Genomic DNA, 21,389 nt, shown 5'->3' with positions numbered 1-21,389 from the left:
AGAACTGACCGATACTCGATGATGGGGCCGCATTGTTGGCGGCGATCGAGGCTGGGCTTTGGCGCTAGTCAACTTAGTGAAGCTGAATATCCACGCTACTGGCGAAGGCAACGCCAAGAAGCCGGAGGTGCAGGCGGCTGCGAAAGCGAGGTGGGGGCAAGGCCTTGCTGAGGATGCCGCCGATGCCGCCCCGGGCAGGCGCATTTACGCTGGACACGGGCATACGCTCGCGAGGCAGATCAGGCTCGGAGTTGTGCCGCCCGATACCAAACTGACCGCCCGCCCGGAGCAGATTCCAGCGTGGGATGCCTTGTCGGCGGACCAGAAGCGCCTGTATGCGCGGATGATGGAAGTGTACGCGGGTGCCTTGTCACACGCTGACTATAACATCGGTCGTCTGCTCGACGCCGTCGAACAATCAGGCCAGATGGATAACACACTCGTCATTTTCATGATGGGCGATAATGGCGCGAGTGCCGAGGGCACCCAGCAGGGCACGACCAACGAGGTCGCTACCGCCGCCAATGGCGTGACGGAGAGCCTTCCGTTTCTGCTCTCGATGATTGACGAACTGGGCGGCCCGCTGACCTACAACCACTATCCGGTCGGTTGGGCGCACGCGATGGATACTCCGATGCAATGGACGAAGCAGATCGCATCGCACTTCGGCGGCACGCGCAACGGCATGGTGATATCGTGGGCGGCACGCATCAAGGACAAGGGCGGCTTGCGAACCCAGTTCTGCCACGTGATTGATATCGTGCCGACGATCTATGAGGCCGCGGGGATCACACCGCCAGACATGTTGGATGGTGTGAAGCAGAAGCCATTGGATGGCTCTAGCCTTGTCTACACCTTCTACAACGCCACCGCGCCGACGCGCCACGGCACTCAATATTTCGAGATGCTTGGGAATCGTGCGATTTACAAGCACGGCTGGATGGCGAGCACGACACCGCTTCGCCTGCCTTGGGTGACGAGCGGATATGAACCGAACCCGGATGACTTCAAATGGGAGCTTTACAACATCGATGATGATTTCAGCCAAGTCAACTTGGCTGCGAAAAAATCCCGACAAGCTCAGAGAGCTACAGGACGCGTTTGATGTCGAGGCACGAAAGTTCAATGTCTACCCGCTCGACTCCAGCTTCGCATCCCGGGTTGATCCGGCAATTCGACCCAGCCTCACCCGCGGACGGAGCGAGTTCGTCTACTATCCGGGAATGATCCGCATCCCGGAGGGTTCAGCGCCGGACTTCAAAAATAAATCATGGACGATTGCTGCCGAAGTCGCCATCCCGCGAGGCGGTGCAAACGGCGTGTTGGCGACAATAAGGGGCGCTTCGGCGGCTGGGCACTGCTGGTGACGGACGGCAAGCCTGTCTTCGCCTACGCATTTTCGAACCAGCCGGACCACAAGTTCAGAGTTGCTTCCGATCAGCGGCTTCCGGTAGGCAATCATATCGTCCGCGTTAAATTCGACTACGACGGCGGCGGCATTGGCAAAGGAGCTGTCGCGACGTTGTTGGTAGACGAAAAGCAGGTCTCGCAAGGTCGTTTCCACAGACGATACCTGCTCGCTTCTCACTGGACGAAACATTTGACGTTGGACAGGATACTGGAACACCTGTGCTAGAGGAGTACGCCGACCAAATGCCGTTCCGCTTCACCGGAACGCTCAAAAGATTTGTCGTGGTGCTCGAACCTTCGAAGCTCAGTGCCGATGAGCAGCGAAGACTGCACGAGCAATTGGCAGAGGCGTTGGCGGCCGTTCACTGATCGATCAAGATGCGGCGGGTGCGGCGTCCTGGAAGAAAGAACCCAGGCGCGCCCGGTCATCGATGTCCGTTCGTGCCCCCAAGCGATGGTTGGCAGATGGCAGATGCCTCCTATTCCGCCGCTGTCAGGAGGTAAGCAGACATCTGGTGAACGATCCGAAACCGACGCTCATGACCCGAAGCTGACGTTTCATTGTCCCGAGTTCGCTTGGATGAAGCGCAACCATATGTCCAGGAGGACGGCGGATGCCATCCTCTTTGCAGCACTAAGCGGTCAGCACGTCTTCGATCCGGATCGGCAAGGTGCGCACGCGCTTGCCCGTCGCATGAAAGACGGCGTTGGCGATCGCGGGGGCGATACCCACCAGGGCGATTTCGCCGAGACCCTTGACCCCGAGTGCATTGACGTGCGGATCCGCCTCCTCGACGAAGTGCGCCTCGAGCTGGGGAATGTCGAGATTCACGGGCATCAGGTAGTCGGCCATGTGAGCGTTAACCGGGCGTCCGTCGCGGGCATCGAGGACGGTGCGCTCCATCAGCGCCATGCCGATGCCGCCCACCATGCCGCCGGTACATTGGCTGCGGGCAAGGCGCGGGTTGACGACGCGGCCGATGCCATAGGCGCCCACCGCGCGGCGCACGCGGATCGTGCCGACGTCGGGATCGATGGCGATCTCGACGAAGACCGCGCCGAAGGAGTGCATCGAGAACCTGGCGGCGGCTTCAGGATTCCGCTGAGACGTCGCCGTGGCCTCGATCGGTCGATCATTGCGCCCTTTTGCGGCCTCCTCCCGCACGGCCATGCAGGCGGCGCGGATCGCGGAGCCGACCGAGGCCATGGTCCATGAGCCGCCATGGGACGGTGCGGGCGGATAGTCCGAACGACCGAGGCTGAAGCGCACCCGCTCTACGGGGAGCCCGAGAGTCTCGGCGGCGACCTGCGTCATCGACGTATAGGTGCCCGGGCCCATGTCGCTGGCTGCGATCTCGACCTCGGCTGTCCCGTCCGGCAGTAGCCGCGCCCTCGCGGTGGCCGGCGCGTGAAAGGCGGGATAGCTTGCGGAAGCAACGCCCATCCCGATCAGCAGCCGGCCATCGCGCATGGAGCGCGGTTCGGGCGTACGCCGCGACCAGCCGAAACGTTCGGCCCCAAGGTCGTAGCACTTCATCAGCGAGCGGCTCGAGAAGGGCTTGTTTTCTCCCTCATCGATCTCCGGCTCGTTGCGGCGCCGCAGATCGATCGGATCAAGGCGGAGCTTGTAGGCCAACTCGTCCATGGCGCATTCGAGGGCGAACACGCCGCTCGCCTCTCCGGGACCACGCATGTGGTTTGGCGTCCCGGTATCGAGCGGCACCAGACGGTAGCGCGTTCGCACGTTCGGACAGGAGTAGAGGAAGGTCGTGACCGAGGTCAGGGCCTCCATGAACTCCTCATAGCGGCTCGTCTCGCCCGTGCCTTCGTGAACCACACTGGTCAGCTTGCCGTCTGCCGTGGCGCCGAGAGCGATCCTTTGCACCGTGCGCGGCCGGTGTCCGGTCGTGAAAAACATCTGCTTGCGCGTCAGCACGAGCTTGACGGGGCGCCGAACGTGCCGGGCGGCCATGGCCGCGAGCGTCACATGCGGCCAGGTCCTGAGTGAGGTGCCGAAGGCGCCGCCGATGAACGGGCAGATCACCGTGACGTTTTCGGGCGCCAGACCGAAGATCGCCGCGATCTCGGCCTGCTCGTTGACCACGAACTGACTCTTGCTCCAAAGCGTCAGGCGGTCGCCGTTCCAGCTGGCAATCGTCGCATGCGGCTCCATCGGATTGTGGTTCTCGCGCGCGATGTCGTAGGTCTCGTCAACCTTGACCGGCGATTCGGCGAGCGCGCGGTCGGCGTCGCCACGCGCTTTGTCGGCCGGAAGCCGGGCGTCCGGCTGCCGGCCGGACTCCGGCACGATGGCACGGGCTTCGGGACCGGCGGAATCGACGACCGGCCGCTCAGCAGTGTAGGAGACGCGCAGCGCCGCGGCGGCGCGCTCCGCCTGCGGGATTGTCGTGGCCACGACGACCGCCACCGGCTGGCCGTGGAAGCGCACGAGCTCGTCCTGCAGCACGTGCAGCCGCTCGCCAGTCGCCGGATCGATGTAGCTCTTGTGCGGGCCGTACGCCAGGCGCGGCGCGTTGAGGTGCGAGAGAACGGCGAGAACGCCCGGCATCTTCTCGACCGCGGCGCTGTCTACGCCTGCCACGCGGCCGAGTCCCACGGTAGCGCTGACGATCACCGCATAGGCTTGGCCAGGCTGATTGAAATCGGCGGCATACCGCGCGGCGCCCGTGACCTTGGCGCGGCCATCCACGCGGGGCAGCGGCTGTCCGATGATGCCCGTCGTCATGCGATTCCTCCCGTCATTTCGAAGGCGCGGACGATCGTCCGGGGCAGGAGTTCGAGTTTGTAGTGATTGCCGGACAGCGGAAGAGCTCCTTCCAAGGCCGATCTGGCGGCCGCCTGAAACACCTGCCGATCCGGCACCTTGCCGATCAGCGCCGCCTCCACGGCGCGCATTCGCCAGGGTCGGGTCCCGACCCCGCCAACCGCGAGCCGCGCGCCGCGGATCACGCCATCCGCAACGTCGAGCGCCGCTGCCGCGGAGACCAGCGCAAATTCGTATGACGCGCGGTCGCGCACCTTGAGATAGCGTGCCCGGCGGCTATTAGGCCCCCCGGGGACCCGCACCTCCACGATGAGCTCGCCCGGCAGCAGCGTGTGTTCGAGATGGGGGGTATCGCCGGGCAAGCGAAAAAGCTCCTCGACCGGGAAAGAGCGCTCGCCCTTCGGACCCTTGACCCTCATCGTGGCGTCGAGCGCGACCAGCGCGACCGCGACATCCGAGGGGTGTGTCGCCACGCAGTGATCGCTGGTGCCGAGAATGGCGTGGCCGGCATTGATGCCGTCGCGCGCGGCGCAACCGGAGCCAGGGTTGCGTTTGTTGCAGGATGCGTCGAGCATCCGGAAATAAGGGCAGCGCACGCGCTGAAGCAGGTTGCCGCCGATCGACGCCATGTTGCGCAGTTGCGGCGAGGCTCCCTCGATCAGGCTCTCGGCGATCAGCGGGTGGAGGCGCTGGACATCGGGATGGGCGGCCACGTCGGCCATCAGCGCGAGCGCGCCCATGACGAGGTCGGAGCGGTCGACGCGGATCTCCGAAAGCGGAAGCGCATTGATGTCGACGAGCTGCTGCGGCTGCTCCACCTCGTCGCGCATGAGGTCGATCAACGTCGTGCCGCCGGCGATGAGGCGGCGGCCGGAGGACGCGGCAGCGATGGCGGCTTCAACGGAGGTCACTTTCTCAATCGTGAACGGGAGCATGGTCAAATCCTCTTGGCAGCGTCGGCAACGGCGGCGACGATGCCGGGATACGCCCCGCAGCGACAGATGTTGCCGCTCATCCAAAACCGAATGTCGTCCGGAGAGCCCGCATGACCTTCGGCGATGCAGCCGACGGCCGACATGATCTGCCCCGGGGTACAGAAGCCGCATTGTAAGCCGTCGTGCTCGACGAATGCGCTCTGGAGCGGGTGAAGCTCGCCATTCTTCTCGAGGCCCTCGATCGTCTCGATCGTGGCCCCCTCATGCATGGCAGCCAGGGTCAGACACGACACGACCCGCCTGCCGTTGAGCAGGATGGTGCAAGCGCCGCAGGCGCCCTGATTGCAGCCCTTCTTCGCGCCGGTGAGACCGAGATCTTCGCGCAGGACGTCGAGCAGGGATTGCCGTATATCCAAGTCAAGCTCGTGCCGCGTTCCGTTCACGGTCAGGCGAACCCGGGCCGTCGATGCGGCTGGCCTGCTTCCGGGTGTGGATTGCGCGGCCACTTGGGGCACGACCGCCATGGAAGCCACTCCCCCGACAGTCCGCAGGATCGAACGGCGCGATACTTCTCCCCGCGTGCTTTGGGTCTCAGCAGCGCCGGCTACGAACGGCTCTTGGCTTGTCATGGTGGTCGGGATCCTCTCAGATGTTCCAGCCATTAGGCCATGATCCCGACGGACGTACCGTTCCGATATTGCGGCGACTGTCGCAATCTTGCGACGAAGTGGCGCCGGCGCCTAAACTGTGCGGCGGAAGGCGGGGGGCACTTCCACCTTTCGGAAGGTCACGGCGAAAGCCGATGGCGTCTCATACCCGACCGAAAGCGCGACTCGGTGGCGCTCAGCATGACTGGCGAGAAGCTCGCGCAGGAGTTGCATTCGTTGCCCGGTCAAGGTTTGCCCCATCGACCCTCGAAGCGCAGTGCGGAGGTGAAGCGCCTGAGATGCGAGGAGCCCATTCGCAGGGGAAGCTCAAGAGACCTCATTGCGTCGATCATCCCGACGAGAGCGCCGGAGAGTTAGTGGCGCCGGGAGGACTCTGCTTCTCGCCCATCGCGGCCCATCAGTCAGACATTGCGACATTTCGGACCACAGCTTCCATTCCCGGCAATGTCGTGAAATATTGGCATGTCGATGAAGCGCCTGCCGCGGATGCGGTCAAACATTGCGTAACCAAAACTATGCCTGATCCGGTACACACACGAGAGCGAAACCCTTCCCAATCTATGTTCCGGATTCTATCGGAAGCACCGCCGCCGTTGGCACCCATCCACTTAAAGTGCGGCACTGAACTCACTCATCGTTTTGTTCGTGGCACGCGTTACGGCTATGCCCCAGGCATGCCCGGGCACCTTGTCGGCACCTACTATGGTGAGCCTCAGCACAGCGCGTGGACGGTTGAGCGACGGCGGCTCTCCGCTCCGCTGCGGCCGAATTCTATCACAGTGATTCCCGACCGGCATGATGGAGATTGGGAAGTTGAGGGACCGCTACACGTGTCCCATGTCTACCTCACCAACGAACGACTAGAGCATTGCCGAACGCTCATCGGCGGACGAGGCAATGTAGAGCTGATGGCACGCGTCGGCAGCGAAGACGCTGTGACCTCGCAGATTCTCGCGATCCTTAGCAACCCCGACGTCATTGCCGATCCTTCGGCAAATTTGCTGGTCGATCGCGCGGTCGACCTGCTCTGCATCCAGTTGTTGCGTTTGCACAGCATAGTACAGCTGCCGCAGAGCCTCGCCCACACTCGCGGCGGGCTCGCACGCTGGCAGCTCAAGCGTGTGACCGATTACATGCTGGCTCATCTCGACAAGCCGATCGGCCTCGACGAACTGGCGTCGCTAATCGGCCTCAGCCGCTACCATTTCTGCACGGCGTTCCGTCTCTCGACCGGATTGACGCCGCATGTCTGGCTAAGTCGGCAACGCATGTTGCTTGCACAACGGCTGCTGAGTGATCCAAATCTATTGATTAGTGAAGTTGCGCTCGCAGTCGGATATTCGACGCAGTCGGCTTTCGCCCAGACCTTCCGCAGAATTGTCGGCACGACGCCGCGAAGTTTCCGCCGATCCTTGTAGCCTCACATCGGATGTCTGCTTGTGGCCGATTTTGTTGCAAAAGTCGGCTGCTCGCGATGGATTGTTCGGCCATCTCGCCAAGGACGACCGGCTTTGGTTTGCCGGCCCTGACGCTCTCTACGCAACTCTACGCGGTGTACACCGTGTGTGCCGGTGGCGGCCGCGCGACCAGGCTCGCGAGCCGCCGTAGGTTCTGAGCGATGGCGGCCAGAACAAACTCATCCTGGGCGCCTCGTGGGCCACGCAGTCGCAGTCAGCCGAGCCTCAGGATGCGCTTCAGGTGTGCGAACCGCAACTCAATCTTCTTTCGCTCACGTCGCGACTGTTCAAAGGCCTCGGTGCCAGCGAAGGAGCGTGCAACGTCTCGGGCGCGCTCATGGACGTCGCGCGGGATCTTGCGTGAGGGCTCCTTTGTGTCATTCGGCCTGCAAAATTGACCCCCTAAGCCGGGGGATCGGCGTCCAAAATTGACCCCCTACAGTTAGGTCTGTTGCGCCACCTGCTTTGGAATGAAGCAGGTGGTTGGGGATGCTGGTCGTGGAGACGATTGCGCGGATTCGGCGCGAGCACTTCATCAAGGGCAAGACGATCAAGGAGATCGCCCGTGACCTGAAGGTGTCGCGGAACACAGTTCGGAAGGTGCTGAGGTCGGGAGAGACCTCCTTCGAGTACGAGCGGAAGGTGCAACTGCGGCCAAAGCTGGGACGATGAGCAGTAGAGCTTGACGGATTGCTGGCGGCGAACGCGGCCAAATCGGCTCGTGAACAACTGACCTTGATCCGGATCTTCGAAGAGCTGCGCGGCCGCGGCTATGACCGCGGCTACGATGCCGTGCGGCGTTACGCCAGGCGGTGGAGCAAAGAACGCGGGCAATCGACCGCGGCCGCTTATGTCCCGCTGAGCTTTGCCCCAGGCGAAGCCTACCAGTTCGACTGGAGCCACGAGGTGGTCTTGCTGAGCGGCACCACGGTGATGGTGAAGGCCGCCCATGTCCGGCTCTGTCACAGCCGCATGCTGTTCGTGCGGGCCTATCCGCGGGAGACGCAGGAGATGGTGTTCGACGCCCACGACCGGGCGTTCGCCCTGTTCAAAGGCACCTGCACCCGCGGCATCTACGACAACATGAAGACCGCCGTAGAGACGATCTTCGTCGGTAAAGGGCGTCTCTACAATCGCCGCTTCCTACAGATGTGCAGCCACTATCTGGTCGATCCGGTTGCCTGCACGCCAGCGTCGGGCTGGGAGAAGGGGCAGGTCGAGAACCAGGTCGGGCTGGTCAGGGAACGCTTCTTCACGCCGCGGCTACACAATTGGACTTCACGGAGCCTGGGCGCCGGAGACGGTACGCCGAGAGGCGAGAGTGCAACTCGGTCGGGTCGCTGGGGGTGACGACCCGGTCGAAGATCGCCAACTCGATCACAAGGCGATCACCGTGAAGGAGCTGTGTACTCGCTATCTTGCCGATCTTAAGGCCGGCCTCATCCTCGGAAAGGGAGGGCGACCAAAGAAGGCCTCGACCATCGTCACCGACACTGGCCGTATCGCAGGCGAAAAGCATCGAGCCGGGTCGGCTGGGCCAATGCGGCGAGTGCCAAGATGGCTTGCTCTGGTTCCATATATCGAGAATTATTGATAAATCAGAAAACCGTTTAGGCGATCATTCGCCGTCTTTATTTCGATAATACTAGAAATACAGTTGACATTCTGAAGCTGTTGCGACAGATTATGGACATGAAACTGGATGACGCAGCCATGCACCTTGAAGCTTTGGGCAATCCGACCCGGCTCAAGATCTATCGTGCCCTTGTTCGCGCTGGGCAGGCTGGTCTGGCCGTCGGCCGACTGCAGGATAAACTAAAAATCGCGCCATCAACCCTGTCGCACCACGTCAAGACGCTCGTGACCGCCGGCCTCATCACCCAAGTGCGGGAGGCAACGACTCTGACGTGTCACGCCAACTATGACGTGATGCAGGGGCTGGTCGACTTTCTAGTTGCTGAATGCTGCGCCGATGCGACCGAATGCAAGAATACAAGCACGGCGGCCTGATCTTTTCAGGTCGAAAATTTCGATATTTTTAGTTTGATAGGAGAAGCAAAATGGAACAGTCGAAGTCGGTTGCGATCATTGGCGCAGGTCCTGTCGGACTTGCCGCCGCTGCTCATGTTCTTGAACGCGGAATGACGCCGGCCGTTTTGGAAGCAGGTCCGGAAATTGGTCATGCGATGCGGCAGTGGAGCCACGTGCAGTTGTTCTCGCCGTGGGAATACAACGTCGACAAAGCGGCTGAGCGCTTGCTGGCGCCAACCGGTTGGAATTCGCCGGATCCAAAGCAATATCCGACCGGCGGTGAGTTGCTGTCGCAGTATCTCGAACCGCTGGCTCACCGTACGGTGCTCAAGGATCACATTCATACATCAAGCCGCGTGACCGACATCAGTCGCGTTGGTTTCGACAAGCTCAAGACCAAAGGCCGCGGCGACGCGCCTTCGAGCTTCGCTACCAAAACGGGCAGGGCCCGAAAAGCATTCGCGCCGATGCGGTGATCGATACGTCAGGTACTTGGTTCTCGCCGAACCCTGGTGGCGCAAACGGTCTTCCGGCCCTCGGCGAGCGGGAGAACGCTACCAAGATCGCGTACGGGATGCCCGACGTGCTCGGCAAGGATCGCGCCCGGTATGCTGGAAAGGCCATCGCCGTGCTCGGGGCTGGGCATTCTGCGGTTGGCACGCTAATCGAACTCACGAATCTGAAATCTCAGGCTGCAAGCACGGAAGTCATTTGGGTCTTGCGCGGTGACAATCCTGCCAAAGCTTTTGGCGGGGGCGTCAATGACAAACTCGTGGCGCGTGGCGAACTGGGAATGGCTCTGGCAGGGCTGGTAACCTCTGGGCAAATCCGAGTGGAAGCCAGCTTCCCTGTGACTCGCATCGACCGTGACGGCGAGCGCCTGAAGCTTGCCACTGCCGGATGCTACGACCGGAGCATTGTGGCTGACGAACTAATCGTCGCGACGGGGTTCCGTTCCGACCTCGAATTCTTGCGTGAACTTCGGATTCAACTCGATCCGGCCATCGAATGCCCGATCGCGCTGGCGCCGCTGATCGATCCCAATGAACATAGCTGCGGCACAGTACGCCCACATGGCGCGGCCGAACTCGCGCAGGACGAGCCGGGATTCTACTTCGCCGGCATGAAGTCATATGGGCGTGCGCCAACGTTCCTGATGCTCACCGGCTATGAGCAGGTGCGGTCAATTGCGGCCAAAATTGCCGGTGACAATGAAGCGGCAGCGCGGGTTGAACTCGTATTGCCCGAGACAGGCGTGTGCAGCCGCAGCGCGACACCGGGACAGGTCGAATGCTTTGGCGGGCCGGCCACCGAACGGGCGGACGCCTGTTGCGTCGATGATGCTAAGGCGAAGGGTGCAGGAAAAGCTGGCTGTGGCTGCGCAGCTTAGCGCGGAAAGGTGCGAATGCTGACGCTAGAGGGGCGATCCGTCATCGCGGCGATGTGTGTGGGGCAGCTCGGTAGCTTGCTCCCGCATGTCGTCGTGCCGTCGATACTTGCCGCATTCCTGATTCCGGAATGGCACCTGAGCGGTGCGCAGGCTGGCCTTCTCGCCGGTTCGGGCGCAGCTGGCTACATGTTGACGGTGCCGGTGTTGGCCACGCTGACTGACCGGATCGACGCGCGCAAGATCCTGATTGCGGGCTCGGCGGTCAGTGCACTCGGTACATTGCTGTTCGGCTTGTTTGCGACCGGCCTCTGGTCCGGAGCATTGTTCAACGCCATTGCGGGCATCGGCTTCGCGGGCGCTTATATGCCCGGTCTCAAGGCGCTGACTGACCGGCTGGCGCCCGGCGATTCATCCCGCGCGGTCACGCTGTATACGTCGAGCTTTTCGTTCGGCGTCGGGCTGTCGTTCCTGGTCTCGCAGCTCGTTGCGGAAGCTTTGGGCTGGCGCTCAGCCTTCCTCGTGACAGCGCTGGGCCCGCTGATGATGCTTTCGGTCTGTTTCCTGCTGCGGCCGGTGGCGCCAAAACCCGCGCAGGGCCGCCTCTTGGACTTCGCGCCGGTGTTCCGCAACACCAACGCCATGGGCTTTGTTCTCGGCTATGGCGCCCACTGCTTTGAGCTTTACGGCATCCGCACCTGGCTGGTTGGATTCTGGACTTTCGTGGCGGTGAGGAACTCGGAAGGCTCACTCCTGACGCCCGTCGTCGTCAGCGTGCTTTTCTCCTTGCTCGCGATGCCGGCTAGCATCCTCGGCAACGAATGCGCGATCCGGTTCGGCCGACATCGCGCCATCACCGCCGTGATGTTGAGTTCTGCTTGTGTGGCGCTGCTGATCGGCGCGTTCGCCGACAAATCGCCATGGCTGTTGCTGCCACTGGTGTTGGTCTACGCCATCACGGTGCCCGCCGATTCCGGTGCGTTGACCTCGGGAATGACGATGGCCGCCGATCCCAACTACCGCGGCGCAACGATGGCCGTGCATTCGACCGTTGGCTTTAGTCTGTCGGCTTTGGGCGCGTGGGCCCTTGGCGTCGCGCTGGATGCGGCGGGCGGACCATCGAGTGCCACGGCCTGGGCGGCAGCCTTTGCCGTACTCGCGGCAGGCATTCTGCTCGGCCCCGTCGCGCTCTATTGGTCGAGGGCGAGGGCGCCACAGGGATGAGTCAACGTCAGCTTCCGATCATATTGGCGCTTGGCACCAGCCAGACGCTGGCGTGGGCCTCCACCTATTATCTGCCGGCGATTCTTGCCAATCCGGTCGCCCGCGACCTTGGGATCTCGTCGACTCTCGTTTTCGGCGCGCTTTCGGTCGGCCTAATCATGGCGGGCCTCCTGGGACCGCGTGTTGGGCATTTCATCGATACGTTCGGCGGCCGGGGGCTGCTTGCCGTTTCGAACGTCGTGTTTGCGGCGGGATTGGTCCTTCTTTCTTTCGCGTCCGGAAGCGTTGTGTTGATTGCGTCGTGGCTCATCCTCGGCGTTGGCATGGGGATGGGGCTCTATGAGGCCGCCTTTGCGACACTGACGCGCATGTATGGATACGCCGCCCGCAGGCCGATCACCGGCATCACCCTGATTGCAGGCTTCGCAAGCACGATAGGTTGGCCGATCACCACGTATCTCGATGCGCCCTTTGGCTGGCGGATTGCGTGCCAGGTTTGGGCGCTTATTCACATTGCGTTGGCGCTGCCGCTGAACCTGTCGCTGCCGCGCGCTAAGCCATTCCAGGCGGCTTTGCCCGATGAGGCAAGCCCCGCAGAGTCGGCGCAGCAAAGCGAGACAGTCGCCATGATCCTCGTGGCTTATGTCTTTGCGGCGACCGGGTTTGTGAGTTCGGGACTTTCTGCCTTGATGCCTTCCCTGCTCTTGCAGTTCGGTGCAACACCGGCGGCAGCGCTGCTCGCGGGAACCCTGATCGGCCCGGCACAGGTGGCAGCGCGGATTATCGAAGCGGGCTGGCTTAGCCGCTACCATCCTCTTGCGTCGACTCGGCTTGCGACGGTCATGAATCCACTCGGCATAGTAGTTCTTGCGGCTGGAGGACCGGTGCTCGCCCCCGCCTTCGCCATCTTCTACGGTGCAGGCAATGGCATCTTGACCATAGCGCGCGGCACGCTACCGCTCGCACTATTTGGGCCGCACGGCTTTGGCCGTCGCGTTGGCGTGCTATCGCTTCCGGCCCGCGCGACCGGTGCCGTCGCGCCGCTCGCCGTTGGCCTGTTTGCTGAATATCTCGGTGCAGGAGCGTTATGGATCACGGCGCTAGCGTCGGTTTCCGCATTCATCGCGCTTTTTTTCCTGCGAGCGAGACAAGCGCCATAACGGAGTGGCAACACCTTAGGCGAGACGAACTTCTGACCGACACTGTCAGTTAGCAACCTATCGGCTCTCGGCGACGATTTTATCCAGATTGCTTACTCGCTCGAATGAGACAGAACCGGAATTTCGGTTCGGACGCTCATATCGCGTTGTAAGCAAAGAAAAACTGGCGCACCCGACACGATTCGAACGTGTGACCTTTGCCCTCGGAGGGCAACGGTACTGATCATGATGAGCAGCGCCGCTTTGTTGCCACAGCGTAGTATAGTCCACCTGAGTTCCTGACAAGAGATGAGCTTCCCGGTAGCGAGGGCTTCCGAGCAATAAACATCTATCAAGTGGGAGCGGTACTTCACGACCTCATCATGAAGACACCAATCTTCCCGCAACGTGCAATATCCAATCCCGCCAGGCGATCGTCTCGCCATCCGCGATCGCTCCGTCTCCAATCCCGACCAGCTCCGACGGAGCGATCGCTACCGGCGAACCACCGGGGAGAAAGAATGGTAACTTGACAACAACCCGCAATTAAAGGGCCGATTGACAGATACTCGGGACGCGGTCCCTCCCTCAGCGCCTGGCAGGGTCTGTTTCATATGGCCAATAACTACGACCTCGAGGAAGAGGCTGAGGGCAGCGGCGTCGCGGTGGCGGCGGCGTTCACGCGTTCGGAGATTGCGAAACTTATTGGCGCGACCCGCCAGTGGGTTACGTTCAGTCTGAACCGCACGCTGGCCCGCTTCCTGAAGAGGGCTTCGGGTGATCAAGAGGGCCCGAGAAGGAACGCCGGTTGGCCGCGTAAGGCATGCATCTATTCGCGAGGCTTCTGCTGCAGATCAGGCCAAGTGCGATGCCCACTATGGCTTCGAAGGCGACGACCGGCTATGCTGACATGCAACCCAACGCGCTGCGCTCCTGACGCCTAGGGATGGACAGGCGCGATCGACGAAATCGGTGCGCTGGCCGAGGCAAACTTCGTCTCCGTCGCATTTGTCCCATTTGGCCAGATCTCTGGATTGCAATTGGTAGCGCCTCAACCGGTAGGGGACGTTGTCCCGACGGAAAACCATCATGGACGCAGGTGAGAAGACAGCGGGCATTTTACTCTCGGAAACTGACGATTCGATTCCTCGCCAATCAAGCCTCATCGAGCGTCTCCCGGAATCTGCACGCGATCGAGTCAAAGCTTGCGGTCAACTCATATCATACAAGCGCGGCGAAACATTATTTCGGCAAGGGGACCCTCACAACGGAATTGTTGTTATTGAAACCGGTCTCGTTCGCAGCTTTTATACGGCGCCGGGCGGTCGAGAGATTACGCTCGCCTATTGGCTTCCGGGAAATTTCGTGGGTGGACCGGAGGTCTTTGGCGGCGGCGTCCATATGTGGTCGGCGGTTGCTGCCAAACAAAGCGTCGTCACCTACTTGCCCGGATCTGATATTCGGGATCTGACACGAGAACTGCCCGATTTCGCAGTCGCGATCATTGATGCACTGTCCTTCAAGGCCCGTTGCTACTCATCATTGGCTCAGATGCTGGGAACGCGCTCCTTGTCTCAGCGTCTGGCGCACGTGCTGCTTCATCTCGCCCAAACCTATGGTTTCGACGAGACTGAAGCCGACGGCGGAATATTGATTGCCGCCGCCTTTACCCACGCGGAAATCGCCAACCTCATCGGGGCGACGCGGCAATGGGTAACGATCAGTTTGAATCGCTTGCAGAAGTCGGGAGTGCTGCGGCAGAAGCGCGGACTTCTGGTCATCCGGCGCACTGATTTATTGCACGCCGAACTTTCGGCCGGGGACGAATAGGCGGGGCGCGCATATTCAACAGCACCACTCCGCCGATGCGCAAGCAGTCCTCGCTTTGGCTGCGATGGAAATTTTCTGACAATTCATCGTCACGCATTTTCATGCACAATTACAATGCTTTAGGGGTGTCCTTCCTCTCGGAAGCTCCTCGCCTCCGGGTGGCATATCGCTTGCTGTAGTGAGAGCAGGACAATTCGGAGCGATTATGCAGGAACTCTCGCAACTTGCCGAACGAAGCAGCCTTTCCGATGTCGAGCGGCGGGTGCTTGACCGGATCACGGAGAAAGCCTGGCTTGATCTCGCGTGCGAGCTTATCCCGGCGGGGCAACCCGAAGCCGAAAATCCGCTCGATCCGGACGAACCTCCCGCCCGGGAGGAAGGTGCAGCGCTCGCTGTCGCCGACAAGCTCAAGGATATGGGATTCGAAGTGACCCTTGCGACAAAGCGAGAGGGCAGACCCAATGTCATCGGCATACTCGAGGGGACCGGCAAAGGTCCATCGCTCATCCTGAATGATCACCTCGACACCTATCCCGCAGGCGACTGGAGCGCCTGGACGACGACGGGCGGTCACCCCTTCCGTCCGACCCGGCATGGCGACAAGCTTTACGCGCGCGGCACGTCTGACACGAGAGGCAATCTCGCATGCACGCTGCTTGCTGTGCGCGCCATTCGCGAGAGCGGGATCAAACTAAAGGGAACACTCAAATGCGTCTACACGGCCGATGAGGAAAAGAACGGACCTGACGGTTCGATCTTCCTGCTCGACGAGAAAGGCCTCAGTGCAGACTACACGATAGTTTGCGAACCGACGGGCTGGACGAAACCTGACGGCCGTTCTGGCATGGGCGTCGCGGTTGCCAATGGCGGCAACTTCCTGGTCCAGATTGAGACCCGAGGCGTGAAGAGCCACCTCTGGCGGCCCGACACCGGCGTCAACGCAGTCGCCAAGATGGCGCATCTGCTGACCGCCTTCGAGACGATGACGTTCAGTCACGTCCCGGCGCGGATTGCCGGTGGTACACCACCGATGGTCGCCATCATCCGCGTCCAGGGAGGTGTCAAGCGAGAGATGCAGTTCACGCCTGACGTCGCTCAGGCCGTCCTCGCGGTCGTCGGCATCCTGCCTGGCATGACGCCCGAGAGCGTGATGGCAGACATTCAGAAGGTGATCGACTCCCAGGCTGCGATTGACCCCGCCTTGAACGCGATCGCGAGACCTTATCCCGGCGCCCTGTTCGTTAATGGCACGCTTGAGCAGGACGACAGCCGCGATCCGACCGCAACCATCAGCCGGGCCTATCGCCGTATCCTTGGCGAACCGCCCGTGATCTATCGAAAGAACGCGTTCAACGACACGATCCGGTTCGCCGAACGTGGGCAGGCGGCGATCACCTTTGGCCCCGGCGAGGACGGTTGGCCGCCCATCAACGAATACATTCAGATCAGCAAGTCGGTGGCAGCAACCAAGATTCTTGCACTCACAGTGCTCGACCTTCTCGGCATTGCCGCATGATCTCGATCCTCACCAACTTCCTTCAGTCAAAAGGAGACGATCCGTGCTCAATCTAGTTCGGTGGTTTGCACTCGCTGCGACGGTGTTGGCGTCGTCCGGAATCGCGAGCGCTCAAAATCTGAAGCCTATCAAGATCGGGTTTCAGACGGGAGAAATCAACGTCATCCTGTCCTACGCCCTTGCCACCGGCCTGTTCGAAAAAGCAGGGCTCGATGTCAAGGTTGCGCAGTTTCCAGCCGGGCCGGCGATGTTACCTGCGCTCGCAGCGAATGAGGTCGATCTCGCCTGGATGGGAGAATTTCCTGCTGTGACGGGCTACTCCAATGGACTCCCGATTGAAATCCTGTTCATGGAGCGTCTCGACCTGACCAATGTACGGCTGGCCGCCAATCCCCAAGCAGGGATCGCGAGTTTGCCAGACCTTAGAGGGAAGCGGGTTGGCGTGGCGATCGGCTCGACGAGCCACTACCACACGCTCCAGGCGCTCGCGAAAGCCAATCTTAAGGCCTCCGACCTAACGCTCGTCAATCTCACGCCGGCAAACATGCCGCCCGCCTATCAGGCCGGCCAGATCGATGCTGCCTTTGTCTGGGAGCCGAACGTCGGCGCGATCGAACGCGCAGGCGCCAAAGACATCGCAACGACCAAAAGCCTCGGGATGATCACCGGCGGGGTCTGGGTCGCCCGCAAGGCATTTACGAGCGGAAACCCCGAGACGGTGCAGCTCTTCCTGAAGATGTGGGATCAGGCACAGAGAGACTACAAGGCCAAACCGGCCGAGGTTCGTCAATATGAAGCCAAACGCGTCAATATGAACCCCGTGGAATTCGACAAGCTCGTTGAAGGTCAGACTGTTGCTCACCCCACCTTCGAGGAAATCCTCACGGCCGACTTCATGGGCCCACCGGGCCAGGAAGCCGCTTCTCGCCTCGGCAAGCATCTCCAGAACATCGCCGCATTCCTTCTGGAGGAGAAGCGCATTCAGGCAGTCCCCTCGGATTGGGCAGGCCTCCTCAACACGAAATCGGTTCAAGCTTACGTCGCGAGCACAAGATGAGCGCCAACGTGAGAGGCTTGAGTCTCGTTCCCGTTCCGACAGAATACGCGGTCAATGCCACGACCACTCATCCTGTCACGCCGATGCTCAAGTTCGAGAAGGTTGGTTTCCAATATGATGGCCGCGTCATTCTCGGTGACGTGTCCTTCTCCGTTCGGCCGGGAGAGTTGGTTGCACTCCTCGGTCCGTCCGGATGCGGCAAAACCACGATCCTCAACCTGACGGCCGGCTTTATCCGGCCGTCGGAGGGGGTTGCTTTCGTCGACCATCAAGAGATCGTCGGACCAGGTCCCGATCGCGGCGTTGTCTTTCAGGCGGCGGCCCTGTTCGACTGGATGACGGTTGGAGAGAACATCGCATTCAGCCTGCGCTGCGCGGGACGAGGAACCGCGGAGCGCCGCCGGGTGGCCGAGGAAATGGCGGCCCTGGTAGGGTTGAGCGGCTCGGAAAACCTATATCCGTATCAGCTGTCCGGAGGCATGCGTCAGCGTGTGGGACTGGCCCGCGCCCTCGCGGCAAAACCCAAGGTCTTGCTGATGGACGAACCATTTTCAGCCTTGGATGTGCAGACGCGCGAGGTTTTGCAGGAAGAGGTGCTCCGCATCCGCGATCGCACCGGCTGCACGATCCTGTTTGTGACCCACAGTATCGACGAAGCCGTGTTTCTTGGAGATCGGATATTTCTCTTGGCCGACCTCAAACAAGGGCATTTCGAGGAATTCTCCGTCGATCTGCCCCAGCCGCGGGCTAACGCTGACAATAGGCTGGATTCGACCTTTCTGAAATTGCGCGAGACGATCTACCGAAAGATGCGGCATTGACTACTGTTGTACACACTCCCCACGAGACCTTGCTATGAACTCGGACGCAGCACGAGCACGCCGGCAATATTGGGCGCTTGCCATTCTCTCACCGTTTTGCATTCTTTTGGTGTGGGCATTGGTCACGGCCAAAGGTGCAGTCACGACGACCATCCTGCCCTCCCCGTGGGAGGTTGCAAAGACATTTGCCGACATGATCGAACGCGGATATTCCGGCGTCGGCATTTGGACCCATGTAGGCGCGAGCTTGTGGCGCGTCAGCGTGGCCTACATCCTCGGCTCCCAGTTCGGAATCGCTCTTGGACTTCTGCGCGGCCGGGTGCCGGCAATTGATGCGCTGTTTCTCGTGCCATCAGAAATTCTTCGCCCCATCCCGCCCTTGGGACTTATCCCACTGTTCATTCTATGGTTCGGAATCGGAGAAGCATCAAAGATCCTCCTGATCTTCATCTCGGTATTCCTGATCATGATGGTGAATGCACAGGCGGGTGCGCAGGGGTGCGCTGTGGATTCCCTGCGAGCCGCGCAATCCATGGGCGCAAATCGCTGGCAGGTCTTCCGCTTCGTCGTTTTGCCATCCGCACTCCCGCAGATCATGACCGGCCTTCGCGTGTCCATGGGAGCGGCGCTGACGATCCTCGTCGCTTCAGAACTGCTTGGCGGCGATCGCGGTCTCGGTTTCGTGATCCTCGATGCAAGTAGCTTCTTCAGAACGACCTATCTGTTCGGGGGCATCATCATGATCGGCTTGATTGGCCTTTTGAGCGATCGGGGGATCGCCTATCTGGCGCGGCGCATCGTCCACTGGGAAGGCAAACGCTGAACACTGATCTGACAATCTTGTTCAGCTGCGTCATACGCCACCGCGAGGACCGTCAAATGATCGATTGGTTGAGCCCGCGTGGCGGCTCATTGATGTTAGCCGTTGCGACTGCCTGCGCCGGTCTCGCAGGTGGAGCCGTTCGGGGCTACTCCGGCTTCGGTTTCGCCCTGGCGGCCATACCCCTTCTAACGCTTTTCCTCCCACCGGCGACCGCGGTGCCTGCCGTACTGCCGATCGAGGTTGGCATCGGACTCGCGACAATACCGGCCATTCAGGGGGACATCGCCCGGCCTGCATTGTTCGGCCTAGTAGCCGGCACCCTCATCGGGACGCCGCTTGGCTTGATATTTCTTGCGTCACTCTCACCCGACTGGATGCGACTGGTGATCGGAACCGCGATCGTGGTCGCAGTGACTGTTGTTTGGTGGCGTCCCGCCTTTTCCGCGGGCCCGATGGGCTTCGCGCCGCTTGCCGGCGCAGGCTTCGTTTCCGGACTCCTGAACGGTGGCACGGCTCTGAGCGGACCGCCGGCCATCGTGGCGCTTCTCGGAAGCGGCCTTTCCGGATCATCGACTCGCTCCACCATCATGGCGTTTGTGGCTTTCAGCGCCGCCCTCGGCATCGCAATTGCGGCCTCAAACGGGCTCTATTCGTCCGGCGCCCTGGGAGCGTCGCTGGTTATGGCTCCAGCGGCCGCCACAGGAGCGTTGATCGGCAACGCGCTGTTTCGAAAACTTCCGAAGCTCACTATCGAGTTGCCAGCCTCGTCATTCTGACCACCGTTGCCTGTATTGCAATTGTTGGCGCCGGCTGGGCACTGTTTCGCTTAACACCGTGATGGATCATGATGGACCTCTCATCCCTTCCCTTCACCTTTGAACGTGTGCGCGATGCGCGCAGGCTCGGCATGACCGCCACCGATCTCGTCGCCGAAAGCTGCAGACGCGCTAACGCCGCTGCTTCAGATGGAATCTTTACCGCCCTCGTTTCTCCGGAGGATGCGATCCGCCAGGCCAAGGCGCTCGAGCGACGCGCAAGCGAAGGCGAACATCTTCCGCTTCTCGGTCTGACTTTTTCCGTCAAGGACAATCTTCATGTCGCTGGGATGCTGACAACCAGCAATTGCCCGGGGCTCGCGATCCTTCCGGCGGAGACCGCACACGCCGTGCAACGCGCTGAAGCTGCCGGCGCGGTGCTGATCGGTAAGAACACGATGGACCAGTTCGCAACCGGGCTGAACGGGACTCGCAGTCCAGAGCCCCTGTGCCGAAACGCGGTGAATCCGGCATTCATCCCTGGCGGCTCAAGCTCGGGCTCGGCGGTCGCCGTCGCGGGCGACATAGTTGCGTTTTCCCTTGGCAGCGATACCGGCGGTTCAGGGCGTGTTCCGGCCGCCTGCAACGGTATCATAGGATTGAAGCCGACCATTGGTCTCGTGAGTTCGCGGGGCCTGCTGTACAACAGCAGGATATTTGATTGCGTCCCTATCTTCGCCAAAGCGGTTGTCGACGCCTACGAAGTACTCGAACTCATCGCGGGCCACGATGCGCTCGATCCCTTCAGCCGCACGGATGCCGATGAGATCGATTTGTCCGCGAGGCAGGCGCAGAACCAGATCCTTGTCATTCCCCGAAAAGACCAGTTGCAGTTCTTCGGAGACGAACAATCAGGTCGTGCCTTCCGCGCCAATCTGGATCGTCTCGCCGAACTCGGCTTTTCGTTTGTGGAAATCGATTTTGCGCCGTTCGAAGCGGCAGGACGACTGGTTTTCCAGTCGGCCATGGTTGCCGAGCGGCTCTGTGACTACGGGGACGTCATCAAAAATCGGCGCGATACGATTCATCCGGCAGTATGGGCCGCGATAGAGCCCGGGCTATCCTATAGTGCGAAAGAAGCGTTCGAGGCCCTCTACGAACTCAAGCGCTTGCAGCGCGTCGTTTCCCGGGAATTCGACAGGTGTCACGCCCTCGTCGTGCCGACCGTTCCCACGATCTTTACAATTGCTGAGATGCTTGAAGAACCCATGAAGAAAAATGCGATCATGGGCACCTACACCTATTTCGTTAATCCGCTGGACCTTTGCGCAATCTCAGTACCCGGAGTGCATCGCGCCGACGGCTTGCCATCAGCTTTGTGCTTTGTGGGACGCGCAGGCGACGATGGAAGGTTGAGGAAAGTTGCCGTCGATTTCGAAGGCGTCGCGCGAAGTTGATTCTTCTGCTGAGGTAAATGTCTGAACCAGCAGCGCGTCGCTCTAAGGCGAGCAATCACCACGCTTGAGTGCTGACTGTGCTTCGCCATCACAT

At 61.1% G+C, this 21,389-nt stretch carries 17 protein-coding genes and 5 pseudogenes; 16 read left to right on the top strand and 6 right to left on the bottom strand.

Translation table 11 applies throughout. From position 1 onward, the window contains the following. Positions 1 to 76: 76 nt before the first annotated feature. Positions 77 to 1,105: a sulfatase-like hydrolase/transferase gene (locus ACVMDN_RS31065; RefSeq protein WP_456834728.1), complete on the top strand. Its 1,029-nt coding sequence runs from the start codon at positions 77 to 79 to the stop codon at positions 1,103 to 1,105. 108 nt (positions 1,106 to 1,213) lie between these two features. Here the strand turns inward: ACVMDN_RS31065 and ACVMDN_RS31060 are convergent, their stop codons facing one another. Then, positions 1,214 to 1,552, bottom strand: coding sequence for a hypothetical protein (locus ACVMDN_RS31060; RefSeq protein ID WP_456834729.1), 339 nt, complete (start codon positions 1,550 to 1,552; stop codon positions 1,214 to 1,216). 101 nt (positions 1,553 to 1,653) lie between these two features. On the opposite strand from ACVMDN_RS31060, the gene ACVMDN_RS31055 reads away from it, so the two are divergent. Next, positions 1,654 to 1,779 (top strand): hypothetical protein, encoded by a 126-nt coding sequence (locus ACVMDN_RS31055; RefSeq protein WP_283805962.1) that lies wholly within the window; start codon positions 1,654 to 1,656, stop codon positions 1,777 to 1,779. Positions 1,780 to 2,044: 265 nt separating this feature from the next. Here the strand turns inward: ACVMDN_RS31055 and ACVMDN_RS31050 are convergent, their stop codons facing one another. The 3 genes from ACVMDN_RS31050 to ACVMDN_RS31040 are packed head-to-tail and all read right to left on the bottom strand — an operon-like array spanning position 2,045 to position 5,759. Beyond that, on the bottom strand, positions 2,045 to 4,156 hold the full coding sequence (locus ACVMDN_RS31050) for a xanthine dehydrogenase family protein molybdopterin-binding subunit (RefSeq protein WP_076826791.1): 2,112 nt from the start codon (positions 4,154 to 4,156) through the stop codon (positions 2,045 to 2,047). Next, positions 4,153 to 5,130 carry an FAD binding domain-containing protein gene (locus tag ACVMDN_RS31045; protein ID WP_076826793.1) on the bottom strand — a complete coding sequence of 326 codons (978 nt, stop codon included), beginning with the start codon at positions 5,128 to 5,130 and terminating at the stop codon, positions 4,153 to 4,155. The genes ACVMDN_RS31050 and ACVMDN_RS31045 overlap by 4 nt, the downstream gene beginning before the upstream one ends. Before the next feature lie 2 nt (positions 5,131 to 5,132). Continuing rightward, positions 5,133 to 5,759, bottom strand: a complete 627-nt coding sequence (locus tag ACVMDN_RS31040) for a (2Fe-2S)-binding protein (protein WP_456834730.1) — start codon at positions 5,757 to 5,759, stop codon at positions 5,133 to 5,135. An 869-nt stretch (positions 5,760 to 6,628) separates the two neighbouring features. Here ACVMDN_RS31040 and ACVMDN_RS31035 point away from each other — a divergent pair. Further along, complete coding sequence (locus ACVMDN_RS31035) at positions 6,629 to 7,216, top strand: helix-turn-helix domain-containing protein (RefSeq protein WP_229159612.1); 588 nt, start codon at positions 6,629 to 6,631, stop codon at positions 7,214 to 7,216. Positions 7,217 to 7,343: 127 nt separating this feature from the next. Here the strand turns inward: ACVMDN_RS31035 and ACVMDN_RS31030 are convergent. Beyond that, positions 7,344 to 7,646: pseudogene (locus tag ACVMDN_RS31030) on the bottom strand (transposase); the annotation flags it as partial. Between the two features lie 98 nt (positions 7,647 to 7,744). Between ACVMDN_RS31030 and istA the strand changes: the two are divergent. Next, positions 7,745 to 8,521: pseudogene (istA, locus tag ACVMDN_RS31025) on the top strand (IS21 family transposase); the annotation flags it as partial. Further along, positions 8,418 to 8,759, top strand: a pseudogene (locus ACVMDN_RS31020) (integrase); the annotation flags it as partial. The pseudogenes istA and ACVMDN_RS31020, both read left to right, overlap by 104 nt. A 1-nt stretch (position 8,760) precedes the next feature. Here the strand turns inward: ACVMDN_RS31020 and ACVMDN_RS31015 are convergent. Then, positions 8,761 to 8,832 (bottom strand): annotated as a pseudogene (locus ACVMDN_RS31015) (ArsR/SmtB family transcription factor); the annotation flags it as partial. A gap of 115 nt (positions 8,833 to 8,947) precedes the next feature. Here ACVMDN_RS31015 and ACVMDN_RS31010 point away from each other — a divergent pair. The 11 genes and pseudogenes from ACVMDN_RS31010 to ACVMDN_RS30960 all read left to right on the top strand — a co-directional run bounded on the left by ACVMDN_RS31010 (position 8,948) and on the right by ACVMDN_RS30960 (position 21,295). After that, positions 8,948 to 9,265 carry an ArsR/SmtB family transcription factor gene (locus ACVMDN_RS31010; protein WP_456835852.1) on the top strand — a complete coding sequence of 106 codons (318 nt, stop codon included), beginning with the start codon at positions 8,948 to 8,950 and terminating at the stop codon, positions 9,263 to 9,265. 50 nt (positions 9,266 to 9,315) lie between these two features. After that, positions 9,316 to 10,676, top strand: a pseudogene (locus ACVMDN_RS31005) (NAD(P)-binding domain-containing protein). Positions 10,677 to 10,727: 51 nt separating this feature from the next. Continuing rightward, positions 10,728 to 11,897, top strand: a complete 1,170-nt coding sequence (locus ACVMDN_RS31000) for an MFS transporter (RefSeq protein WP_225162114.1) — start codon at positions 10,728 to 10,730, stop codon at positions 11,895 to 11,897. After that, a complete protein-coding gene (locus tag ACVMDN_RS30995; RefSeq protein WP_456834733.1) occupies positions 11,894 to 13,057 on the top strand; it encodes an MFS transporter in 1,164 nt (387 codons plus the stop codon). The genes ACVMDN_RS31000 and ACVMDN_RS30995 overlap by 4 nt, the downstream gene beginning before the upstream one ends. Before the next feature lie 1,068 nt (positions 13,058 to 14,125). Further along, positions 14,126 to 14,866 carry a Crp/Fnr family transcriptional regulator gene (locus ACVMDN_RS30990; RefSeq protein ID WP_456834734.1) on the top strand — a complete coding sequence of 247 codons (741 nt, stop codon included), beginning with the start codon at positions 14,126 to 14,128 and terminating at the stop codon, positions 14,864 to 14,866. A gap of 205 nt (positions 14,867 to 15,071) precedes the next feature. Next, positions 15,072 to 16,382, top strand: coding sequence for a M20 family metallopeptidase (locus tag ACVMDN_RS30985; protein WP_456834735.1), 1,311 nt, complete (start codon positions 15,072 to 15,074; stop codon positions 16,380 to 16,382). 43 nt (positions 16,383 to 16,425) lie between these two features. Further along, entirely contained in the window at positions 16,426 to 17,439 is a 1,014-nt protein-coding gene (locus tag ACVMDN_RS30980; RefSeq protein ID WP_456834736.1) for a taurine ABC transporter substrate-binding protein, read from the top strand. Next, positions 17,436 to 18,260 carry an ABC transporter ATP-binding protein gene (locus ACVMDN_RS30975; RefSeq protein WP_456834737.1) on the top strand — a complete coding sequence of 275 codons (825 nt, stop codon included), beginning with the start codon at positions 17,436 to 17,438 and terminating at the stop codon, positions 18,258 to 18,260. Before ACVMDN_RS30980 ends, ACVMDN_RS30975 begins: the two co-directional genes overlap by 4 nt. Positions 18,261 to 18,294: 34 nt before the next feature. Further along, the gene (locus ACVMDN_RS30970; RefSeq protein WP_456834738.1) at positions 18,295 to 19,083 is read left to right on the top strand and encodes an ABC transporter permease; all 789 of its coding nucleotides are present in this window, start codon (positions 18,295 to 18,297) and stop codon (positions 19,081 to 19,083) included. A 56-nt stretch (positions 19,084 to 19,139) separates the two neighbouring features. After that, positions 19,140 to 19,859, top strand: a complete 720-nt coding sequence (locus tag ACVMDN_RS30965; RefSeq protein ID WP_456834739.1) for a TSUP family transporter — start codon at positions 19,140 to 19,142, stop codon at positions 19,857 to 19,859. Between the two features lie 68 nt (positions 19,860 to 19,927). Further along, complete coding sequence (locus ACVMDN_RS30960) at positions 19,928 to 21,295, top strand: amidase family protein (RefSeq protein ID WP_456834740.1); 1,368 nt, start codon at positions 19,928 to 19,930, stop codon at positions 21,293 to 21,295. Positions 21,296 to 21,389: the final 94 nt, after the last annotated feature.

The organism is Bradyrhizobium sp. USDA 4510 (assembly GCF_054059095.1).
This window is presented reverse-complemented; position numbering and strand designations above follow the sequence as displayed.

Coding starts and splice junctions, on each gene's coding strand:
- ACVMDN_RS31055 (WP_283805962.1), top strand. CDS start 1,654: ATGCCGTTCCGCTTCACCGGAACGCTCAAAAGATTTGTCGTGGTGCTC.
- ACVMDN_RS31050 (WP_076826791.1), bottom strand. CDS start 4,156: ATGACGACGGGCATCATCGGACAGCCGCTGCCCCGCGTGGATGGCCGC.
- ACVMDN_RS31045 (WP_076826793.1), bottom strand. CDS start 5,130: ATGCTCCCGTTCACGATTGAGAAAGTGACCTCCGTTGAAGCCGCCATC.
- ACVMDN_RS31040 (WP_456834730.1), bottom strand. CDS start 5,759: ATGACAAGCCAAGAGCCGTTCGTAGCCGGCGCTGCTGAGACCCAAAGC.
- ACVMDN_RS31010 (WP_456835852.1), top strand. CDS start 8,948: ATGAAACTGGATGACGCAGCCATGCACCTTGAAGCTTTGGGCAATCCG.
- ACVMDN_RS31000 (WP_225162114.1), top strand. CDS start 10,728: ATGTGTGTGGGGCAGCTCGGTAGCTTGCTCCCGCATGTCGTCGTGCCG.
- ACVMDN_RS30995 (WP_456834733.1), top strand. CDS start 11,894: ATGAGTCAACGTCAGCTTCCGATCATATTGGCGCTTGGCACCAGCCAG.
- ACVMDN_RS30990 (WP_456834734.1), top strand. CDS start 14,126: ATGGACGCAGGTGAGAAGACAGCGGGCATTTTACTCTCGGAAACTGAC.
- ACVMDN_RS30985 (WP_456834735.1), top strand. CDS start 15,072: ATGCAGGAACTCTCGCAACTTGCCGAACGAAGCAGCCTTTCCGATGTC.
- ACVMDN_RS30975 (WP_456834737.1), top strand. CDS start 17,436: ATGAGCGCCAACGTGAGAGGCTTGAGTCTCGTTCCCGTTCCGACAGAA.
- ACVMDN_RS30970 (WP_456834738.1), top strand. CDS start 18,295: ATGAACTCGGACGCAGCACGAGCACGCCGGCAATATTGGGCGCTTGCC.
- ACVMDN_RS30965 (WP_456834739.1), top strand. CDS start 19,140: ATGATCGATTGGTTGAGCCCGCGTGGCGGCTCATTGATGTTAGCCGTT.
- ACVMDN_RS30960 (WP_456834740.1), top strand. CDS start 19,928: ATGATGGACCTCTCATCCCTTCCCTTCACCTTTGAACGTGTGCGCGAT.